This is a genomic window from Fredinandcohnia quinoae (assembly GCF_022427965.1).
GTDB lineage: Bacteria > Bacillota > Bacilli > Bacillales > Bacillaceae_L > Ferdinandcohnia > Ferdinandcohnia quinoae.
Window position 1 is genome coordinate 1 of sequence record NZ_JAKTTI010000055.1, and the last position, 18,947, is coordinate 18,947.

Here is an 18,947-nt window from a genome sequence, read left to right on the forward strand (position 1 = left end):
ATGAAAAAAAACTGTAGGCAAACTCGAAAATCTTCGAGTTTGTCTACAGTCTGAAACACATCCATGAGGATGTGTTTTTTTAATAACGATAGGTATTAACATTATATTTTAAATATCGATAATGCATTCTGCAGTTCATCGGCTAAATTTGAAAGCATTAATGTCGCTGAAGCAATTTCCTCCATACTTGCATTTTGTTCCTCTGCTGAAGCAGCTACTTCATGAGTATGTTTGGATGAATTTTGAGCAAGTTTACTTACATGTGATAAGTTCTGTACAGCGTGAACCGTTTCTGCTTGAATAACGGAGGCCTCACTTACTGCTTTTTGAGAGCTGGTGTACATATTGTCAATTGAAAGTCGAATCTCTTTGAAGGCAGTACCGGCATCGTTAATAATTTGCGATCCTTTTTGTACTGCATTATTTCCTTCTGTCATAAATGTGATGGCTTGTGAGATTACCTTTTGGATTTCTTGAATTAAATCAGAGATTTGTCCGGCTGCTGAACTGGATTGTTCTGCTAGTCTTCGAACCTCATCAGCAACAACTGCAAATCCCTTTCCTGCTTCTCCTGATCTTGCAGCTTCAATTGCAGCATTAATTGCTAACAGATTTGTTTGGTCAGATATACTAGAAATAATGGAGACGATACTTCCTATTTGATCTGACTTTTCCCCTAAGGAAAATACAAATTTAGATGAGTTATTTACCTTCTCTTCAATAACGTTCATTTGTTCGATTGATTCGGTAACAACGATTTCCCCTTTTTCCGTTGTTTCTATTGCTTGTGACGAAATGCTTGAGACATCATGTAACGAATCATTTAAATCATTGATGCTTTGCGTTAACTTTTCAGATGATTCAACTGACTGCATAACTGTTTGATGCTGTTCATCGGCGCTTTGAGCAATATCTACGACAGATAATGTAATTGTCTCAGTTGCTTTTGAGTTTTGCTCTGCAGATGCATTTAGTTGTTCTGAAGTAGCCGCTAAATGATGAGAAGCTGAGATGACATTTGAAAGTTTTTCCTTTAAACTCGTTCTAAGATTTTCTGTATTTTTAGCTAAGTCCTCTGCTTCATCACCGGTTTTTATTTGTGGGGCAGCTACTGTTAAATCCCCTTTTGCAACCTGAACTACGTAGTTCGTGATTTTACGGATTGATCCACCTATCAGTCTAGAAATCCAGATCGAGATAACTAATGCTAGAATCAGTCCACTGGCACTTAAAATAATCGTAATCATTTTACTTGAACTTACTCTTGTCTCAGCAAGCTTCGCTTCACTGTTTGCTTCATCACCATTAACTCCAACTAGCTTCGTTACGGATTCACTCGTTTTTCTACTTAGGTATTTCATATAATTTATTGATTTAACTGGTAGATTTGATTTATTGGTAGATTCCAATTGTTCAATTAGGGATGGAAGCTGATCTTTTAATGTAAGCCAATCATTCCAGAATCGAAAATACAACTTCTTATCTGCTGAATTATTTGGAAGCTTTTTATATTGTGAGTTAAGGTCCTCGATTACCTTTTCTTCATTACTAATATTTTCTTTTAATGTTTGTAGTTCACTATATTTAGTACTACTCATCATTTGAAGTAAGTTGCTTTCGATGTTTTTAACAGACTGTCCCATATTATTGTTAATAATTACGCGTTGCATATTGTTATTTGTTACTTTTGAAATGGTATTGCCTAATGAATTCATCTGAAATAAACTCGTGATATTTGCGGCCATGAGTAGGCATGTAATAATTAAAAAACCACAAACCAACTTTGTACGAATCGATAATTTCAATGTGGTTTCTCCTCTCTAGTTGTATTTACTTGGTGTGAGGCCACTGGTCTTTCGGAATATTTTTATAAATATCCTCCATTAATGCATAGCCAGGCTCAACAATCGTTGAAACTATATTCTCCTTGGTGACTGTAACTGGTGTTAGTAAATTGGATGGGACATCCTTTTGGCCATTAGACACTGTTTGATTGGCTACTGGTTTTTTATGGTTAGCATATTGTATTGCAGCTTCAACGGTTGTATTGACCATATTTTCTATTGGCAAATAAATCGTCATTGCTTGTGTTCCTTCAACAATTCGTTGTAATGCCTCTAATTCAGCATCCTGACCAGATATTGGAACCTTTCCTGCAAGGCCGTACTTTTTTAATGCTTCGATTGCCGCACCTGCAGTACCATCGTTCGCTGCAACGATACCTTGAATAATTCCGTTTGTATCTGCTAGTGCTTTGTTCATATGTTTTAATGCTTCTTTCGGATTCCAATCCTTTGAGTACTCATCAGCAACAATGTGAATTTGTTTCTCCTGCTTTAATACGTGCATAGATCCGTCTCGGAGTAGAACTGCATTATTATCTGTATCTCCACCACCGATGTAAACATAATTTCCTTTTGGTGCTCTTGAGAGGATTTCCTGTGCCTGCATTTCTCCAGCTTTGACATTATCAATCGAAACGTAGAAATCTACATCCGCATTTTTTATTAATCGTGCATATGAGATAACTTTTACACCTTGTTTATGAGCCTTATCAATGACTGATTGAAGGTTTTCAGCATTTTGGGCCACGATTACGAGAACATCAATATCTTGTTTGAGTAATTCTTCAGCTTGACTGATTTGCTTATTTTCATCTCCACCAGCTGAAAGAGTAAGAACATCTGCACCTAATTCGTCAGCATGTTTCTCGAACAGGTCACGGTCGCGTTGCCATCTTTCGTCAATTTGATCGTGATATAAAAGACCGATTGTTGGTCGTTCATTTTTTTTAGTAATATCCTTTGAATTACAACCAGAAATTAGTAATATGATTGCAATGAAAAAGAGTACTGGAAGTATACGATTATTGAACATTCTTGATTCTCCTTTATCACTTTAATGTAACTTAATTAATATCGGTTTAATAAGAAGTTAATTAATAGATTATAAGAAGTTGGATATATTTGGGAAGTTGATTAAATATGGATGGAATGATATCAAATATAAAGGAGAATATCGGATACATCTTTGACAGTTATTGAAATTGATTTGTATAATACCATTGAAAGTATGTAACAATCTTTTATAAAAGAAATGACATTTGTTTTCAATACATATACGAGGATGATTTAATTGAATACTCAAGTTGTTGCGGAACGAAAGGTTACAAATGGTAAAGCAATTGCTTCTGTTATGATTGGCGTCCTATCCATTTTAGGGATTTTTCTAGTGGGGGAGGTTGCACTTATTAGTATAGCGGGTCTATTTCTTAGTATGGTTAGCTTAAGAGAAACTAAAAAGTACCAACAAAATGGAAGTATGTGGGCAGGTGTAGGGCTTATCTTCAATGGTATCGCTATTATTAGTTTGTTTTTTTAGTTGCAACAGCCTATGTTATAATGAGAAGCTTAGGATAATTACGACTTTGCTTGTAATTGAATGGATGCCAAGAGTAGCCTCCGCCTAACAATGAAATATAGAGGAGTAAGAGAATGAATAAAAGATGGACAATCGATAAAATTAAAGAATTTGTTGAGAAAAATTCCTCAAGTAAGCTACTAACGACGGAATATCATGGTTTTTCTCAAAAGTTATTATTTAAATGTGAATGTGGTAGTAATTTTGAAAAAACATTTACTAAATTTAAAAATAATAACCAACGTAAATGTGATGTATGTCAACCACCAAAACAGTCACGCTAAACATTACATTAAATAAATTTTTTTATTGTTTAAAAAATGTTCTTGCAGGTGACGTTACGTAACCTCCTACAATGTTAGTAAGGAGGTTATTTTATGTTTAATCAAAAATTATACTTTCAAAAGACACCATGGACTTGGAATCATGTACTACCATTACTATTTATGATTTTTGTGCTTGTACCATTTTTTATTGAATATCTATTGAAGCAATATTTAACTGAAAGTTTCCGTAATGATTTATACGCAGGTACTCTTTCTGGTCTCATCATGGCAATTATATTTACCGTTAGTCTCTATTTAATTGCTATAAAACCTCTAAACATCAATTGGTCAGATGTTGGAATTAGGCGCTTCAAAACAAATTATTGGCTCCCAATCGTAGGTTGGACATTAGGGGTCATCATCGCCAGTATATTGATCGTCATATTAATGGACTTATTTATCAATGTCAGTACTGAAAATAGCAAAACTGAAAGCCTTCGATCACAATTGAACATCTTTACTTTTTTTACTGGCTTTATTTCAGCAGCAGTTATTTCACCATTATATGAAGAACTTTTTTACCGAGGATTCCTTTATAGATTCTTTCGAAATAAATATGGAATGACCGGTGGATTATTTATAAGTTCATTTATTTTTATGTTAGTACATATCCCAACCTTTAATACTTTACCAGTGAATTTAATAACAGGACTTGTCTTTGCTTGGACATATGAAAAGACCGGATCTATTTGGCCAGGCGTCATCATTCATGGAACGTTTAATGGAATTGCTATTATTCTTACAGCATTGGGTTCATGAACATAATTATTCAAGTGCTTGCTCTATAAATTCAATGATTTCATGTTTGATAGGGTATAGATTTAGAGAATGAGAAGAATCTTGTGAACGACGCACATCCCAGAATTTGGAGATCAGTTCTTCGTTGCCACCAAATGTTTCTTCTGACAGAATATCCATGTCATCCATAATTAATTTTGCCTGAGCTGATTTTGGAGAGATTTCTTCCTGAATACAGAGTTCGATTCGCTTGATAAGATTCATCCATTTTCTTGTCGCGAGCGTATCCTCCTCTATTTTTGGTAGACTCTCCTGTAAAATTTCTTTTTCGTGCTCTGTAAAAAACATACCCCAATTTCGTGGTTTATCTTCAGGTACAATTAAAGTTAGTAAGTCTCCCCAGTTGATGGTTCCTTCGAGCTTTAAAATATTTAATAAAGAATTAGTATGGGCAATGGACTGGTTAATTGTCTCTGATTGTTCTACTAGATGTGCTTTATGTGCGAGTAAAATCATTTCCGTTGACTGTTCTTCTATAATCTTTTTTATTTCTTCTAAAGTAAGAGATAGTGATTTTAAGAGGATAATCTTTTCAAGCTTCAAACTGTCTTCAATCGAATAAAATCTTTTCCCACCTTCTCCTAACATCGAGGGTTGGACTAGTCCAATCTGATCGTAATATCTAATCGTACGAACAGATACTTTAAGTTTTTTGGATAATTCCCCAGTTGAAACGTACATGTTTATCTCCTTTTCCTATTTCTTACTGTATTCTTATAATGTTTCATATTAAGAAGACCTACTTTAATTTGACTAGTAATTACTATTCTATAAATATAAATTGATTTCCTTCTTCTACTAAGTCTTACTATTAAAAATAATCATTTCACAGACTCTATTAAATCATTATCAACTAATGATGAAAAGAATCTTTATAGGAAATACTATTTGAATTTTATTATCAAAAATGATAATATTACATAAAGTGATAACAAAGGAGCCGGGTATGTATGAATAAAGTAGAAACAATATTTCATCCAGTGCGTTTTAAAATCATCCAAGTATTCCTTGACGGCCAGAGTAAGACAGCAAAAATGTTGGCAAAAGAACTAAAAGATATACCTCAAGCTTCTTTATATAGGCAATTGGATGCGCTTGTTAAGGCAGAGGTTTTAATCATAACTGAGGAAAATCAAATTCGTGGTACCGTAGAAAAAGTTTATTCATTAAATAAACCAGCAGCGAACCTCTCAAATGACGATGTAAAGGAATTTACGAAAGAAGAACATTTACAGTATTTTTTATTTTTTACTGCACAGTTATCCCGAGATTTTGAAACATATCTTAGTGATGATGATATTGACTTTCTTAGGGATGGGGTTGGATATAGGCAAGTAGCATTACATCTTACGGATCAGGAGTTCCTTGATTTTGCAAAGGACATTGGAAAGGTCTATGAAAAATATATGCAACATACCCCTGCATCAAAACGAACTAAAAGAATTATTACAAATATAATGATGCCTAAAAAGGAAGGGGATGTTGAACATGAATAAGAGTAGCGAAGTCATTATTGAAGCAAATTATCCATTAAGTGGGACATTAACAACCCCTAATGAATCCAACTCTACATTTCCAGCAATCTTATTCATTTCTGGTTCGGGTAATGCGGATCGAGATGGTAATGTGAAGAATATGAATATGAATCTCTATAAGGATCTGGCAGATTTTTTAACATTAAAGGGGTTTGTAACCCTGCGCTATGATAAAAGGGGAATCTCTCAAAGTAAAGGGAAATTTCTCGAAACAGGCGTTGATGATTTAATTGACGATGCTGTAGATTGTATAAAATTTTTGCAAACTCATCAGAGAGTAGATAATAATAGAATTATAATCGTAGGTCATAGTGAGGGGGCACTTATTGCTCCAGCAGTTTATAAAAAAATTCCTGTTTCTGGCCTTGTTTTACTCGCTGGTGGCGCTGAACCAAATAAAGATATGTTACCTAGGCAAGGTGAACGTGCATTCTCTGAAATGAATCAAAAAAAGGGTATGCAAGGATGGCTTTTCAGAACATTTAAATTAGCAGAAAGGGCAAAAAAACAAAATGATAAAGCCCTTACGAAGATTTTAAATTCTGATCAAGATGTGATTAGGATTCAAGGTATTAAACGAAATGCAAAATGGTTGAGAGAGCTGTATTATTATAATGTCTGTGAATATTTAGAAGAAGTAATGTGTCCAGTTTTAGCGATTACAGGGGAGAAGGACATTCAAGTAGACCCTGAACATGTTAAGTTAACCGCTGAAATGGTTCAAGGCGAAGCTGAATGGCATATCATTCCCAATATGAATCATATTTTCCGAAAGTATGAAGGTCAACACACAATGCTAGGACTATTGAAGGAATATAGAAAACAGCTAAATCAGCCAATTGATCAAGAATTATTAGATATAATGGAAAAATGGTTACAAAAATATTATACTGCATAAATAAAGTTAGCCAGGGTTCAATTTGATTACCTGGCTAATTAAAACCTCTACTATCCTGCTAACTATTTTTTAACATCGCCTCAGCATATGAAGGAGCAAGCCGGCAAATCCACTTCAATAGTTTAACCTTGCCGATCGCTACCTCCTCCTGATCACGTCGAAAAGCCTTCCAGAATTCTTCAGCGAGCGCTTCAGGCGATATTTTGCCCCGGCCCCTTCCTTTCGTCATCTCGGTATCCACGAGAGCAGGAATGATCTCAAACACCTTTATTGGAGATTGCTCCAATTGATAACGAAGTGATTTGGAAAATAGATGCAGCCCAGCCTTAGTTGCACAATATACTGGAGCGGATTTCTTTGGTATCAATCCTAAACCAGATGACACATTAACGATGGCAGCCTGATCATGTTTATAAAGCAAAGGCAGTAATTTTGTGGTTAAGAGAATCGGTGCAACAAGATTAATATCAATTTCATTTTTCACTTTACCAACTGTATTCTCTGAAACATTATCTAAAAAGGAATAGTTATGTTGAATCCCCGCGTTATTAACAATGACATTTAAGTTAGGATGCTTTTCTGTTAATTCGCTTACAAGAACATCTACTTCATCATCCTTACTAATATCACAAGCAAATACTTTAACATTTGGATGTCTTTGGCTAACCTCAGATAACTTACATTCATTACGACCTACTACAATTACCTGATTCTCATTATTCAGGAATTGTTGTGTCAAAGCGAGTCCAATTCCTGAAGCCCCACCTGTAATTAAAACTGTATGTCCCGATGTCCTCAATATAAAAACCCCCTTTCTTTGTCTAAGTGTAAAACAAAAGAAAGGGGGTTTCCTTAACATAGGTTAATCTTTCGCCGGATACGACTTAATGCAACGGGTGTTATACCAAGGTAGGATGCAGCATGATAGATTGGAATCTGTTCTGATATGGAACTAAAGCGCTCCAAGAACAGCCGATATCTCTTCTCGGCTGAAAACAGAAGTAGTTCTCTCTCTCTAATTTCTTTGTTAAGATAAAGCATTTCAGCTATGAAACTCCCTAATCTTTCCCAACACATATGACGATTACGCAAAGCTTGAAAATCTTGATATTTGAATATAATGAGGTGACTTTCTGATAAAGCCTGAATGGAGAAGTAGGATGGGGCATTTTGAAGTAAGGCGCTATAACAAGTGACGAAATCACCAGCCTTGCAAAAATTTTTATTAAACTCATTCCCATCGGGAGTCACATAGTAAAGCCGAAATAGCCCTTTTACACAGAAACCAATTTCATTGATGTCATCGTCTGTCTGGACGAAATGACTGTTTTTTTGAATAGACCGATACGATATAAGTGTTAAAAAAAAGTCCCATTCCTCCGACGGTATGGGCACCACTTGATTTAAATGTGTATATAACATGTTCAAGGCATTACTATCTAGAGTCATTTTACTATTTTCTTTATTGTATAAAGGATTGTTACTCATTATCCAAGCCCTCCTTTAACATTCAATGAACCATAACCATATAATATCATGATGTATAGAAATAGCGCTCCGGTTTACGACTATTTTTATTTGGTATAACTTGCCCCTCATGACACTTATGAAAAATAAAGTTTTTCAATTCCGTTACCCTTCCCAGGCAAAAAAAAGGTGCGACCAGTATCCCTAGCGCACCCATTGCTATTTTGTATGGAGCATAGGGGGCTCGAACCCCTGACCTCTTGGCTGCCAGCCAAGCACTCTCCCAGCTGAGCTAATGCCCCTTAATGAAAAAATTATACCATGCAATGAAGACTTAAACAATCCCCTCATAACCGATAAAAAACACCCTTAAAGAAGTAAGAGTGTTAGTTTGTCTCACTAAAAAAACGGAACACACTATCTTGCTTTGCTTAACTTTTCAATCGCTAATTCCTCAGTAGGCAAGAAAAAAATATCTTTTCCGTTATTACATTCATAGATGAAATCCTGAAGGCTTCGACTGGAATACATAGAGAAATCACCAATAATTGCAATCTTCACTTGATATGTAATAAATTTCTGAAGGATTTCACCTGCAAGACGCGTTTTTAAATCGAAAAAGTCTTCACTTATTAATGATTTATTGATAACGATCCGATTACTATCTGCTTCATATTGTACTGTTGCTATAAAATCTAATGCCGACTGTACATCCTGTATAAGTATTTCTTTGTTACTCACAACAGCAATAGTCTGACCATTAGCTTCTACTTTATCGATATTCATATTCGCCCTCCTTAATTATAAAAAAAGAATAACACTTAAATATGAGCTAGACAATCGTACCCAAGTAGCATATGTCTCGTTCTGAAACATATATTTTAATAAATTTTACTATGAAATTGTTTCACCTTTTGTTAAGTTAGTATTAATTTCGTACAAGTTGTCTTTTAGTAGAAATTAAAAAATGGTAAAATAGTATAATACTTCCGAAAAGTTGGTGAATAGGTGATCTATCTATATTTACTAGTATCATATGTAGTTGGAACCATCATGACGGGATATGTTGTAACGAGGGTTATGAAGGGAAAAGATATTCGAACTATGGGCAGCGGTAATGTTGGGGCTCGAAATGCTGGAAGATTACTAGGGAAAAAGGGTTTTTTTATCACGGCAATTGGGGATGGACTAAAGGGATTATTTGTGGTCCTTGGTGCCAAGTATTTTGGTTTCACATTCGAGATTCAGATTCTATCATTAATAGCGGTTGTGATCGGACATATTTGGCCTATCACATTACGATTCAAGGGTGGAAAAGGAATTGCAACGGCAGTTGGAGGGTTACTGGCACTATCCTATCAACCATTTTTAATTTTTGTTGGTATTGTACTTATCTTATTTTTAATCTTAAGAAGCATCACATTTGCAGGTATGATAGGATTTTTCACAGTCCCATTTATTTATTGGCTTTTTGATTACTCTTACCCTCAATGTCTATTAATTTTAATTGTCGTAGCCTTACTCATATTTGCCCATCGAGATAATCTTAAAGAAAAATTAAGTAAACGGAGTTGACTCCAATGACATTAGTCTATAAAATTGCGAGAACTAAAGAAGAATTAGAAAAAATCCATGAACTGAACTATAAAACATTTGTAGAAGAAATCCCACAGCATGCTGCTAATCCGGAGCGGAAATTAATTGATCAGTTCCACGATGAAAATACTTATTTAATTTGCTTGAAGGATGAAAAACTAATTGGAATGATTGCTGTTCGAGGAAATCGTCCTTTTTCATTGGATCGAAAACTACCAAATCTTGATGAGTTGTTACCATTGAAATCTTCTAAGCCTTGTGAAGTTCGATTACTTGCTGTCGAGAAAGAATACCGAAATGGACGGGTATTTTTAGGACTAGCCCAGCTTATTTGTAGTTATTGCTTAAAAGAGGGCTATGACATGGCGTTAATTTCGGGAACAACGCGTGAAGAAAAATTATATAATCAAATGGGATTTAAGCCATTTGCTCCATTATTAGGAACTGAAGAGGCCGCATTTCAACCAATGTATTTGACGAAACAAACATTCGATGAATCATTAGCGGGACGTGTACTAAGGGATCCGATTAGCTTTTTACCTGGTCCGGTGGTCATTCAAGATGAGGTTAAAAAGGCATTTGAAAAAAATCCAATATCCCATCGCTCAAATGAATTTGGTTACAAAATGAAAGAGGTTCGTCGTAGGCTATGTAAAATGACAAATTCCCATTTTGTGCAAATTTTAGTCGGAACAGGTACATTAGCAAATGATGTTGTGGCTGCACAGTTATCGATGTTCGGTGGAAAAGGTCTTATTTTAGCGAATGGGGAATTCGGGTATAGGCTTGTTGATCATGCAACCCGTGCTGGATTGGAATTCGCAAAGATTGAAAAAGAGTGGGGAAAGGCAATCCCAATTAATGAGGTAGAACTTGAACTAAAAAAAGGTGGCTACTCATGGTTATGGGCAGTTCATAGTGAAACCTCAACTGGCATGCTATCAAATATATCTGACTTAAAAATGGTATGTAAAAATAATGGAATTAGGCTTTGCTTGGATTGTATAAGTACACTTGGGGCGGTTGAACTAGATCTTCATGATGTCTTTTTAGCATCCGGAGTGAGTGGGAAAGCAATTGGAGCTTATACAGGTCTTTCCTTTGTTTTTCATCAGCAACCAGTTGAACCAAAGTCGACATTACCACGATTTTTAGATTTAGGAATGTATGCGAAGAATGATAGTATTCCATACTCCCATTCATCTAATATGATTGATGCCTTATATGAAGCATTACAAAAGTATGATTCAAATGAGTATTATCAGGAAATTGCCGAGAGATATGGATATATTCGCTCGAGGATAGAGGAGATGGGCTTTTCGATTTTAACAAACCCTGAAACTTCCTCACCAGCGATCATGACTGTATTACTTCCACCACATATCTCTTCCAAAGAGGTTGGAGATGATATGGTGTTGCAAGGCTTTCTACTCCATTATGAAAGTGGCTATCTTCAAGAAAAGGGCTGGCTTCAAATCGCTTGCATTAGTAAAAACGAGCGAAAAAATGTTGATAAAATGCTGATCACATTTAAATTATTATTACAACAATATGAAATCAAAGAGGAAGAACCTTCACTTTAAGAAGGTCTTTCTCTTTTTTTTGTAACGAAATTCTTCCAATTACGTCTAAAAAGAAAAAGGGGTGAAAGAGATGAATAAAAAGTGGGTCATTTACGTTGGCGCGTTATTTTTAATGATTACGGCAGTTGCTTTTTTTATCGGATCAAAACCGAAAATAGTGAGTGAATGGGATATCTCAGAAAAACAAACTGTATTAACAAATAAAGCATGGGTTATTGAGTTTTCAAAGAAAATTGATAAAAAAAGTGTAAATGAAAACTTAATCTTTGTCACAAATGAAAATGGAGAAAAGCAGGATGTCACCTTATCATTAAGCAGCGATCGAAAAACAATTACAGTTCTTCCACCTGATAATGGATATAACATAAAATCGCAATATTATACACTTCATATTGATAAGAAAATTAAATCCCAAATTGGTCGGACAATACAGACAGGGAAGGAAATTAGCTTTGTTGTCAGGGAAGATCTACCGGTAGTAGGCACGAAAGAAAAGCTAAATCAAATTTTCCTAAGTGTAATAAAAGAACAGAAAAGGGATCGAGAGCGAGATCGAGGTTTTTTTAGTTTTATGACTGAATCAAGTAAAGACACAGCAGAATCTGCAAATGACTCTGCCGCAAGTGGCGAGGCAAAATCCGCTGGTGGACAGGATTTTTCAGAAACAAATAACCAAGTTCTAGGTGTGGATGAAGCTGATCTTGTTAAAACGGATGGAGACTATATCTATCAAATCGTAGATGGGAAAGTTAATATTACTAAAGCCAAGCCAGCAAAAGCTATGAAGTTTGTTAAAGCTATGACATTTGAACAGAACTTCTCACCATCTCAACTATTTTTATATAAGGATCAACTTGTTGTGATTGGTCATTCTTTTAAGGAAATGAAATCGAATGGGAAAGCGGATAAAAGCAGTAAAAAGATGATGATTCATCCATCCTATTTTGAATCGACTAAGGCATTTGTTTATGATATAAAAAATCCAAATTCGCCAAATGAAATACGCCATGTTGAGTTAGAGGGATACAACCTGACCGCGCGCAGAATTGATAATTATATATATCTTGTAGCAACACACTACCCAAATTATTGGATAATGGAAGAGAATCCAGATGAGGCAATTGATTTGCGGCCAAGATTTTCAGATACGGCTAGTCAATCAGAAGAAAAATTTGTTGATTATGATAAAATCCAATACATCCCGGATTCAAAGGAAACAAACTACACATTAATTGGAGCGCTTAATTTAGATGATTCTAAAAAGGAAATGAAAATTACTAGTTATCTTGGAAGTGGGGATCAGCTATACATGTCACAGGACAATATCTATTTAGCGGTGACCAATTATCATGCTGTTCCATTGGCAAAGGGTGATTTTTTATCACCGGACACAAGTGTTTACAAATTTACAGTAAATGGTGATAAAGTCGAGTTTCACAGTTCTGCAGAAGTACCCGGAACGATATTGAATCAATTCTCAATGGATGAATATAAGGGTCATTTTCGAGTTGCAACGACGAAGGGTGACACATGGAATGACGAACGTCCATCTGCCAATAATCTTTATATTTTTGATGAAAATATGAAACAGGTTGGCACACTTGATAACTTAGCTAGAGGAGAGCGGATTTATTCAGCCCGCTTTATGCAGGATCGAATCTATCTTGTTACCTTTAAACAGGTAGACCCTTTATTTGTAATTGATGCAAGTAATCCAACGAAACCAACTATTTTAGGAGAACTAAAAATCCCTGGTTTCAGTAACTATCTCCATCCATATGATGAAAATCATTTAATTGGGTTTGGGCATGACACGAAAGTCATTCCTAGTAAACTTCAAGGTGAAGAACCTAGGGTGCTTACAGATGGCGTTAAAATCTCATTATTTGATATAAGTGATGTAAATAATCCAAAAGAAAAGTTTTCAGAAGTAATCGGTGGAAGAGGTACGTATTCACCATTGAACTATGATCATAAAGCCTTGCTTTTTAATAAAGATAAGAACATATTCGCCTTTCCAATCTCCATTTATCAAAATGTGGAAGGAGAGGAATTCGAGCAGCATTTTGAATTCCAAGGTGCATATGTATATGACATTAATTTGGATAGCATAGACTTAAAAACAAAAATCTCTCATCATTCAGGAGAATATGAGGAATGGCAAAGCGAAATCCAGCGCCTACTCAATATTGATAACACTCTTTATGCAGTCTCACCAACAAAAGTATCTGCTTATGAAATTGGCAGCTATCAAAAACTTGGTGCAGTAGAACTTAAATAAATGAATAAAATCTGATTATATTGTTATAAAATAGGCCTTCCGAATTTACTTGAACGAGCATTTTATTCGAATGAATAACTAGCGAAGTGAGAGTAAATCGGAAGGTATTTTATATTTAGGGTTGTGAACGAAAAATCATGAATATTTGTTGGACAGAATTTCTTTTCCCTATAATAGAAAATTCCGTTATACTAGGCATTAGACATTTTAGTTTATACAGATTGAAGGGACATACATGAATCAACCGAAAATAAATCCTTATATGATGTTGGCAATCGGAGTTATTGCTGTTTCAACGTCTGCAATCTTTGTTAAGTTAGCAAATGGACCAGCAGCCGTTATTGCATTTTATCGAATGCTTTTCTCAGTAGCATTAATGGCACCAATCTTTTTATTGAAACATAGAAACGAACTTTTAATAATTTCAAAAAAAGACTGGATGTATTCCATTATTGCAGGAGTGTTTTTAGCCTTTCATTTTATCCTCTGGTTCGAATCACTTAACTACACATCTGTCACCAGCTCAACGGTCCTTGTCACAATGCAGCCTATATTTGCATTTATCGGTGCTTATTTCTTTTTCAAAGAAAAAATTGCAATGGGAGCTGTTTTAAGTACTTTGTTAGCGCTAGGTGGTAGTGTGATCATCAGTTGGGGTGATTTTAGGGTAAGTGGGTCGGCTTTATATGGTGACTTTTTAGCAATTATCTCTTGTATGATGGTGACTGCATATTTATTATTTGGCCAAACGGTAAGAAAAAGAGTAAGCCTTGTAACTTATACATTTGTTGTCTATGGGATCAGTGCGATTACATTATTCATATATGTACTCGCCCTTAATTATCCTCTGTTTTCATATGCATCAAGTGATTGGATGTATTTTTTACTACTTGCAATTGTCCCTAACTTACTTGGTCATAATCTCTTCAATTGGTCATTAGAATGGGTCAGTACATCTGTTATTTCTGTGGCTATTTTATTTGAACCGGTCGGTGCAGCCATTCTTGCTTACTTTATATTATCTGAAAAAGTCATTTGGACTCAAATTCTTGGCGGGGTCATTATTATAATTGGAATAGGGTTATATTCTGTTGGAGAAAGAAGACGAAGTAAAAATGTTCAACTATCGGAACAAAATGTTAGTTAGTGAGCCAACGCAAATGCGTGGCTTTTTTTAAAAGGATTTTGCAAATATTTCTCGAATAACTTACACAATGATATGAGGGGGGAGTAAAGATGATGACAAGGAGAGCAAAAAACGGTGATGCGAAAGGGCTTGCAAGGGTTCATGTAGATAGTTGGAAAACGACATACACAGGAATTGTCCCTGAAACATATTTACAAGACTTGAGCTATGATAATCGTGAAAAGATGTGGGAGCGGGGCATTGATCAAGGATCTGAACGGTCTTCGATTTTTGTAGCTGAAAATACGTATGGCGATATCATTGGGTTTGCAAGTGGTGGACCAGAACGCACAAAAAAATATGGCTATGATGGTGAACTATACGCCATTTATTTATTAAAAGAATACCAAGGTCAACAGATTGGCAAACAGCTCGTTCAGATGGTAGCGAATGATTTGGTTGAAAAGGGTTTTCAATCTGTACTTGTTTGGGTTCTCGCGGATAATCCATCCCGAAAATTTTATGAATCTCTCCAAGCTGAAGAAGTTGGTAAGAAAGAGATTGAAATCGGTGGGGAAATGTTTGAAGAAATTGCTTATGGCTGGATAGAGATAGAAGCATTACTAGGAAAAATAAAAAGGTAAGCAGTTATGCTCACCTTTTTTGAATTATGCGATAGAAAAGTAAACAAATCCCTATCAATATGAGAATGGCAGATAAAAGGAGATACGACCCGTATGGTAGAGCAGTCGTAGGGAGTTTTTCCCCATGAACACCTACACTCATTTCATTTGCAAGAGTTGCAACCGTAAGTAACTTCTCCCCACGCTCAAGTATGAAATCCGAAGCAAGCATGTCTTCGGTGACCTTAATATCTAAAAGAAACTCTTGATCCTGATTAAAAATCTCTACTAGTAAGTCCGCACCACCTAGTGAGGTACTATTGAGTAGTTCATTATAAGCAATCGCTTCCTTTGATTGGCCATTTACTAGATAATACTTGGGAGCAAGCTCAAATATTGAAATCATATCATCGTACAGAGCAAGTAACTCCTTTTTTTGTTTGGAAGTAAGAGTTGCTTCAGTATTGTACGTAAAATACTGTTCTAAATTAGTACTAATGTCACGCATTTTTTCGTCTAGGCTTATTTCCTTCAGACTTAAAAAGTGAAGGAATAAGCCATCAATCTCATCTTCGGTAAGTCCAATTTCGGACAGCATCTGTTCAGCCTCGACTAAAACTTCAGCGTGATTGAAGTAGAAATCAACTGTCGTTTCAAGATCCTTAATAAATAAATAATCACTTACGGTTTCACCGAATCCCCCAAGAATATTTTGCAAGTCAGACTCGTTCATATTATGCTTCGTTAATAAAGTGTTCAAATTTTGTTTCGTAACAGGAGAACCTAGATACGATGTCAATTCAGTAACACTGTCAAAATCTTTTAATGTGAGATCATAAACGGACAAATAATTTTTTAGTGCATCTTCCGTTAATCCTGTTTTAGTAAAATAGTTATCTAATTCCTGTTGTGAAACTTCAGCCGAAACTCCATTTGAAAAAAAGAATAAATAAAATGTTAGAATCCCAAAACTCATCAAGAATCTTTTCATACCTCTTCCTCCAAAGAAAATATAGTCATGTGTCTAGTATTTTCAACTTTTACCAAAAAATGCATGACATTTCTTAATCTCTGATTGGAGAAATGATAATGTGAATAGTTATTTTAATTGAAAGGTTTTTGCGATTTCATGTATCCTGTCTTTTTCCTGAATAAAATCTTCTGCACCAAAATAGCCTGGTGTATTTGCATGAAAATACAAATCATATATAATCTTTTCACCGGCAGGTTGAATAAAATAATGGATGGTTTGAATAATGCCCATTTGCTTGACATGTATGATGATTCTTTGTGTCGGTTCCTCAAAATCCTTCAGAATGTCATTTTCAAATACACCAGATTGAAATAATATCTTTTGTTTTTCATCATTTGTAATTTCTTGCAAACCACCAACAATTTGCTCATCTTTATAAAATAAATGTGATCCATGGTTATCTTCTTTTATTAGAATAGCTTCGGGAAGCTGAATCGAATAAAAGTCAATATTTCCAGCATTTTGGTGCTCTTTACTAAAAATTTGCCCATATGTGAATACACCAAGTCCTATTACTATGATCAATAATGCAAATTTGCTTAACCAGGGCAATATAACACTTTGATGTAAGTCTATTGAAGACTGATTAATAGGTTGTGCGCTCTGTATATTGGATATTATCTTTTCTTTTTTAGCGATATTTAGCTTTTGTTTAGGGAATTTTATATCGAAAATATCTTTAGGGGGTTGTTTCTTCATAATTTTGTCTCCCTCCCTTATGAGTATTTGAAAGTTTCTTTTGCAAAATCTTGATGGAACGATGATATGTTAATGAAACCTTTGCATGTGTCCAATCTAAAATTGTAGCGGTTTCCTCAATTGATAGTTCCAAAATAAGTCGATATACTAAAACATCCTTATACGATTGCTTTAATGTAAGGATTGCCTGATGAATTTCGGATAAAGTTTCATCCAGCATTAAAACTTTCTCGGGTGATTTATCATCCTTAGGTGCAAATCTTGATGTTAAATAATCAATTGGAAGAAAACGAAACAACTTATTTTTACGAACGTTGTCAATAACAACGTTTCTAGCAATTGTAAGTAGCCATGTTTTTGGGTTGGCTCGCTTTTCATATAAGTGCAAAGATTTGTATGCTTTTAAAAATACTTCTTGAACATAATCGTCTACATCAAATGATCCCGTATAATAAACAAGGAAATTATAGATATCATCACTATATGAATAAAACCATTCCTCTATTTTGTTAGAGTAATCCACGAATACACCCCCTTCAAAATACCTCTATCTATATAGACGAATAAGAATGAGTAATCTTTCACCACAATTAAAAAATAAAAAAAATAAATACAGCCAACTAATATTGTAATTAGGTGGCTGCATAAGTGTAAAGATCTAGTATAAAGATATAAAATGTAGGGATATTAGTAGAATGAACTTGCAAAATAACCGAACACAAACGCCATAAGAAGAGATGTTAAGAATGTTCCAGCTTCAACTTTTTCCCTTTTCTCGGAAATACTTATTCTGAGTCCCTCTATATATACATATGCAAAAAGGAAGATACACATTGAAAGTGATATAAACATAGCTACGGCTTTTAAGAATTCCAAAAACAAGATACTTCCTCCTTTATATATTCTTTTAACTTTATTCAGCAGAAGTCTCCCACATCTATAAGTGGTGAGATGAATGCAAACGGGTTTCAATTGAGTTGGAGTTCAAACACCGACTGAATAAAGTTAAAGCCTCCGGCGGATGCCTCAGATTTTTAAAGGAAGCTTTTCGAGCAAGCTCGAAAAAATCTGGGCGCAAATACGCCAAGGCGCATTTGATAAAATATATGAGAAAGTCTAGCAAATATGAATAAAATAGTAGAAGGAAAGATGCAGAATTAAAATGAATAAATAATATAAAAGGAGCTAATGTTATTCTTGCATAATAAAAATTGAATTCAATTCTGTATATAGATATTAGTAGTGATTGAAAGTAAAGTTCAAAAAGAATGTGAAAAAAATTTAAAAAAGGGATTGAAAATGTAAGATAGGCATGGTATATTATTTTTTGTCGCCAAATTGGTGGCAAATATATCGAGTGCAAATAACTTCGAAAATATTTTAAAAAAGTATTTGACACTTACTAATGAAAATGTTATATTAATAAAGTCGCCTCTTGAGGTGATGAGTTAAAAAGTTCTTTGAAAACTGAACACAATACAAGCGTCAACGTTTAATTAAGATAACTTTTTATTGAGCAATCAATACTCTTTTTGGAGAGTTTGATCCTGGCTCAGGATGAA

General features: G+C 34.8%; 20 protein-coding genes and 1 tRNA gene. 10 read left to right on the forward strand and 11 right to left on the reverse strand.

Annotation, left to right across the window (positions count from 1 at the left end; all coding sequences use genetic code 11):
• Nucleotides 1-101: 101 nt before the first annotated feature.
• Together MJG50_RS20815 and MJG50_RS20820 are read right to left on the reverse strand one after the other, a co-directional pair.
• Nucleotides 102-1,805 (reverse strand): methyl-accepting chemotaxis protein, encoded by a 1,704-nt coding sequence (locus MJG50_RS20815; RefSeq protein WP_240257702.1) that lies wholly within the window; start codon nt 1,803-1,805, stop codon nt 102-104.
• A 25-nt stretch (nt 1,806-1,830) separates the two neighbouring features.
• Nucleotides 1,831-2,877 carry a sugar ABC transporter substrate-binding protein gene (locus MJG50_RS20820; RefSeq protein ID WP_240257703.1) on the reverse strand — a complete coding sequence of 349 codons (1,047 nt, stop codon included), beginning with the start codon at nt 2,875-2,877 and terminating at the stop codon, nt 1,831-1,833.
• Nucleotides 2,878-3,135: 258 nt separating this feature from the next.
• Between MJG50_RS20820 and MJG50_RS20825 the strand changes: the two genes are divergently transcribed.
• The 3 genes from MJG50_RS20825 (at nt 3,136) to MJG50_RS20835 (ending at nt 4,505) form a co-directional block, all read left to right on the forward strand.
• On the forward strand, nt 3,136-3,381 hold the full coding sequence (locus MJG50_RS20825) for a hypothetical protein (RefSeq protein ID WP_240257704.1): 246 nt from the start codon (nt 3,136-3,138) through the stop codon (nt 3,379-3,381).
• Nucleotides 3,382-3,494: 113 nt separating this feature from the next.
• A complete protein-coding gene (locus tag MJG50_RS20830; protein ID WP_240257705.1) occupies nt 3,495-3,704 on the forward strand; it encodes a hypothetical protein in 210 nt (69 codons plus the stop codon).
• Between the two features lie 93 nt (nt 3,705-3,797).
• The gene (locus MJG50_RS20835; RefSeq protein ID WP_240257706.1) at nt 3,798-4,505 is read left to right on the forward strand and encodes a CPBP family intramembrane glutamic endopeptidase; all 708 of its coding nucleotides are present in this window, start codon (nt 3,798-3,800) and stop codon (nt 4,503-4,505) included.
• 6 nt (nt 4,506-4,511) lie between these two features.
• On the opposite strand, the gene MJG50_RS20840 is transcribed toward MJG50_RS20835, so the two are convergent.
• On the reverse strand, nt 4,512-5,225 hold the full coding sequence (locus MJG50_RS20840; protein WP_240257707.1) for a MerR family transcriptional regulator: 714 nt from the start codon (nt 5,223-5,225) through the stop codon (nt 4,512-4,514).
• A gap of 269 nt (nt 5,226-5,494) precedes the next feature.
• Here MJG50_RS20840 and MJG50_RS20845 point away from each other — a divergent pair, with 269 nt between their 5' ends.
• Nucleotides 5,495-6,040 carry a helix-turn-helix domain-containing protein gene (locus MJG50_RS20845; protein WP_240257708.1) on the forward strand — a complete coding sequence of 182 codons (546 nt, stop codon included), beginning with the start codon at nt 5,495-5,497 and terminating at the stop codon, nt 6,038-6,040.
• Nucleotides 6,033-6,977 carry an alpha/beta hydrolase gene (locus MJG50_RS20850; RefSeq protein ID WP_240257709.1) on the forward strand — a complete coding sequence of 315 codons (945 nt, stop codon included), beginning with the start codon at nt 6,033-6,035 and terminating at the stop codon, nt 6,975-6,977. Before MJG50_RS20845 ends, MJG50_RS20850 begins: the two co-directional genes overlap by 8 nt.
• A 58-nt stretch (nt 6,978-7,035) precedes the next feature.
• On the opposite strand, the gene MJG50_RS20855 is transcribed toward MJG50_RS20850, so the two are convergent.
• The 4 genes from MJG50_RS20855 to MJG50_RS20870 all read right to left on the reverse strand — a co-directional run bounded on the left by MJG50_RS20855 (nt 7,036) and on the right by MJG50_RS20870 (nt 9,230).
• The gene (locus MJG50_RS20855; RefSeq protein ID WP_240257710.1) at nt 7,036-7,776 is read right to left on the reverse strand and encodes an SDR family oxidoreductase; all 741 of its coding nucleotides are present in this window, start codon (nt 7,774-7,776) and stop codon (nt 7,036-7,038) included.
• A gap of 53 nt (nt 7,777-7,829) precedes the next feature.
• Complete coding sequence (locus tag MJG50_RS20860) at nt 7,830-8,465, reverse strand: Crp/Fnr family transcriptional regulator (RefSeq protein WP_240257711.1); 636 nt, start codon at nt 8,463-8,465, stop codon at nt 7,830-7,832.
• Nucleotides 8,466-8,673: 208 nt separating this feature from the next.
• Nucleotides 8,674-8,746, reverse strand: a tRNA-Ala gene (locus tag MJG50_RS20865).
• A 115-nt stretch (nt 8,747-8,861) separates the two neighbouring features.
• Nucleotides 8,862-9,230: a DUF4180 domain-containing protein gene (locus tag MJG50_RS20870; RefSeq protein ID WP_240257712.1), complete on the reverse strand. Its 369-nt coding sequence runs from the start codon at nt 9,228-9,230 to the stop codon at nt 8,862-8,864.
• Between the two features lie 222 nt (nt 9,231-9,452).
• On the opposite strand from MJG50_RS20870, the gene plsY reads away from it, so the two are divergent.
• The 5 genes from plsY (at nt 9,453) to MJG50_RS20895 (ending at nt 15,674) form a co-directional block, all read left to right on the forward strand.
• Entirely contained in the window at nt 9,453-10,019 is a 567-nt protein-coding gene (gene plsY / locus MJG50_RS20875; RefSeq protein ID WP_240257713.1) for a glycerol-3-phosphate 1-O-acyltransferase PlsY, read from the forward strand.
• A gap of 5 nt (nt 10,020-10,024) precedes the next feature.
• On the forward strand, nt 10,025-11,623 hold the full coding sequence (locus tag MJG50_RS20880) for an aminotransferase class V-fold PLP-dependent enzyme (protein ID WP_240257714.1): 1,599 nt from the start codon (nt 10,025-10,027) through the stop codon (nt 11,621-11,623).
• 70 nt (nt 11,624-11,693) lie between these two features.
• Nucleotides 11,694-13,904 (forward strand): beta-propeller domain-containing protein, encoded by a 2,211-nt coding sequence (locus MJG50_RS20885; protein ID WP_240257715.1) that lies wholly within the window; start codon nt 11,694-11,696, stop codon nt 13,902-13,904.
• 235 nt (nt 13,905-14,139) lie between these two features.
• Complete coding sequence (locus tag MJG50_RS20890; protein WP_240257716.1) at nt 14,140-15,051, forward strand: DMT family transporter; 912 nt, start codon at nt 14,140-14,142, stop codon at nt 15,049-15,051.
• Nucleotides 15,052-15,140: 89 nt separating this feature from the next.
• Nucleotides 15,141-15,674, forward strand: a complete 534-nt coding sequence (locus MJG50_RS20895) for a GNAT family N-acetyltransferase (RefSeq protein ID WP_431307312.1) — start codon at nt 15,141-15,143, stop codon at nt 15,672-15,674.
• Between the two features lie 10 nt (nt 15,675-15,684).
• Here MJG50_RS20895 and MJG50_RS20900 read toward each other — a convergent pair whose 3' ends face one another.
• The 4 genes from MJG50_RS20900 to MJG50_RS20915 all read right to left on the reverse strand — a co-directional run bounded on the left by MJG50_RS20900 (nt 15,685) and on the right by MJG50_RS20915 (nt 18,267).
• On the reverse strand, nt 15,685-16,644 hold the full coding sequence (locus MJG50_RS20900) for a processed acidic surface protein (RefSeq protein ID WP_240257717.1): 960 nt from the start codon (nt 16,642-16,644) through the stop codon (nt 15,685-15,687).
• 108 nt (nt 16,645-16,752) lie between these two features.
• The gene (locus MJG50_RS20905; protein ID WP_240257718.1) at nt 16,753-17,385 is read right to left on the reverse strand and encodes a hypothetical protein; all 633 of its coding nucleotides are present in this window, start codon (nt 17,383-17,385) and stop codon (nt 16,753-16,755) included.
• Nucleotides 17,366-17,908 carry an RNA polymerase sigma factor gene (locus MJG50_RS20910; RefSeq protein ID WP_240257719.1) on the reverse strand — a complete coding sequence of 181 codons (543 nt, stop codon included), beginning with the start codon at nt 17,906-17,908 and terminating at the stop codon, nt 17,366-17,368. The genes MJG50_RS20905 and MJG50_RS20910 overlap by 20 nt, the downstream gene beginning before the upstream one ends.
• A gap of 164 nt (nt 17,909-18,072) precedes the next feature.
• Nucleotides 18,073-18,267, reverse strand: a complete 195-nt coding sequence (locus MJG50_RS20915) for a hypothetical protein (RefSeq protein ID WP_240257720.1) — start codon at nt 18,265-18,267, stop codon at nt 18,073-18,075.
• Nucleotides 18,268-18,947 lie beyond the last annotated feature (680 nt).

Coding starts and splice junctions, on each gene's coding strand:
- MJG50_RS20870 (WP_240257712.1), bottom strand. CDS start 9,230: ATGAATATCGATAAAGTAGAAGCTAATGGTCAGACTATTGCTGTTGTG.
- MJG50_RS20845 (WP_240257708.1), top strand. CDS start 5,495: ATGAATAAAGTAGAAACAATATTTCATCCAGTGCGTTTTAAAATCATC.
- MJG50_RS20835 (WP_240257706.1), top strand. CDS start 3,798: ATGTTTAATCAAAAATTATACTTTCAAAAGACACCATGGACTTGGAAT.
- MJG50_RS20860 (WP_240257711.1), bottom strand. CDS start 8,465: ATGAGTAACAATCCTTTATACAATAAAGAAAATAGTAAAATGACTCTA.
- MJG50_RS20905 (WP_240257718.1), bottom strand. CDS start 17,385: ATGAAGAAACAACCCCCTAAAGATATTTTCGATATAAAATTCCCTAAA.
- MJG50_RS20850 (WP_240257709.1), top strand. CDS start 6,033: ATGAATAAGAGTAGCGAAGTCATTATTGAAGCAAATTATCCATTAAGT.
- MJG50_RS20830 (WP_240257705.1), top strand. CDS start 3,495: ATGAATAAAAGATGGACAATCGATAAAATTAAAGAATTTGTTGAGAAA.
- MJG50_RS20900 (WP_240257717.1), bottom strand. CDS start 16,644: ATGAAAAGATTCTTGATGAGTTTTGGGATTCTAACATTTTATTTATTC.
- MJG50_RS20890 (WP_240257716.1), top strand. CDS start 14,140: ATGAATCAACCGAAAATAAATCCTTATATGATGTTGGCAATCGGAGTT.
- MJG50_RS20820 (WP_240257703.1), bottom strand. CDS start 2,877: ATGTTCAATAATCGTATACTTCCAGTACTCTTTTTCATTGCAATCATA.
- MJG50_RS20895 (WP_431307312.1), top strand. CDS start 15,141: ATGATGACAAGGAGAGCAAAAAACGGTGATGCGAAAGGGCTTGCAAGG.
- MJG50_RS20885 (WP_240257715.1), top strand. CDS start 11,694: ATGAATAAAAAGTGGGTCATTTACGTTGGCGCGTTATTTTTAATGATT.
- MJG50_RS20840 (WP_240257707.1), bottom strand. CDS start 5,225: ATGTACGTTTCAACTGGGGAATTATCCAAAAAACTTAAAGTATCTGTT.
- MJG50_RS20880 (WP_240257714.1), top strand. CDS start 10,025: ATGACATTAGTCTATAAAATTGCGAGAACTAAAGAAGAATTAGAAAAA.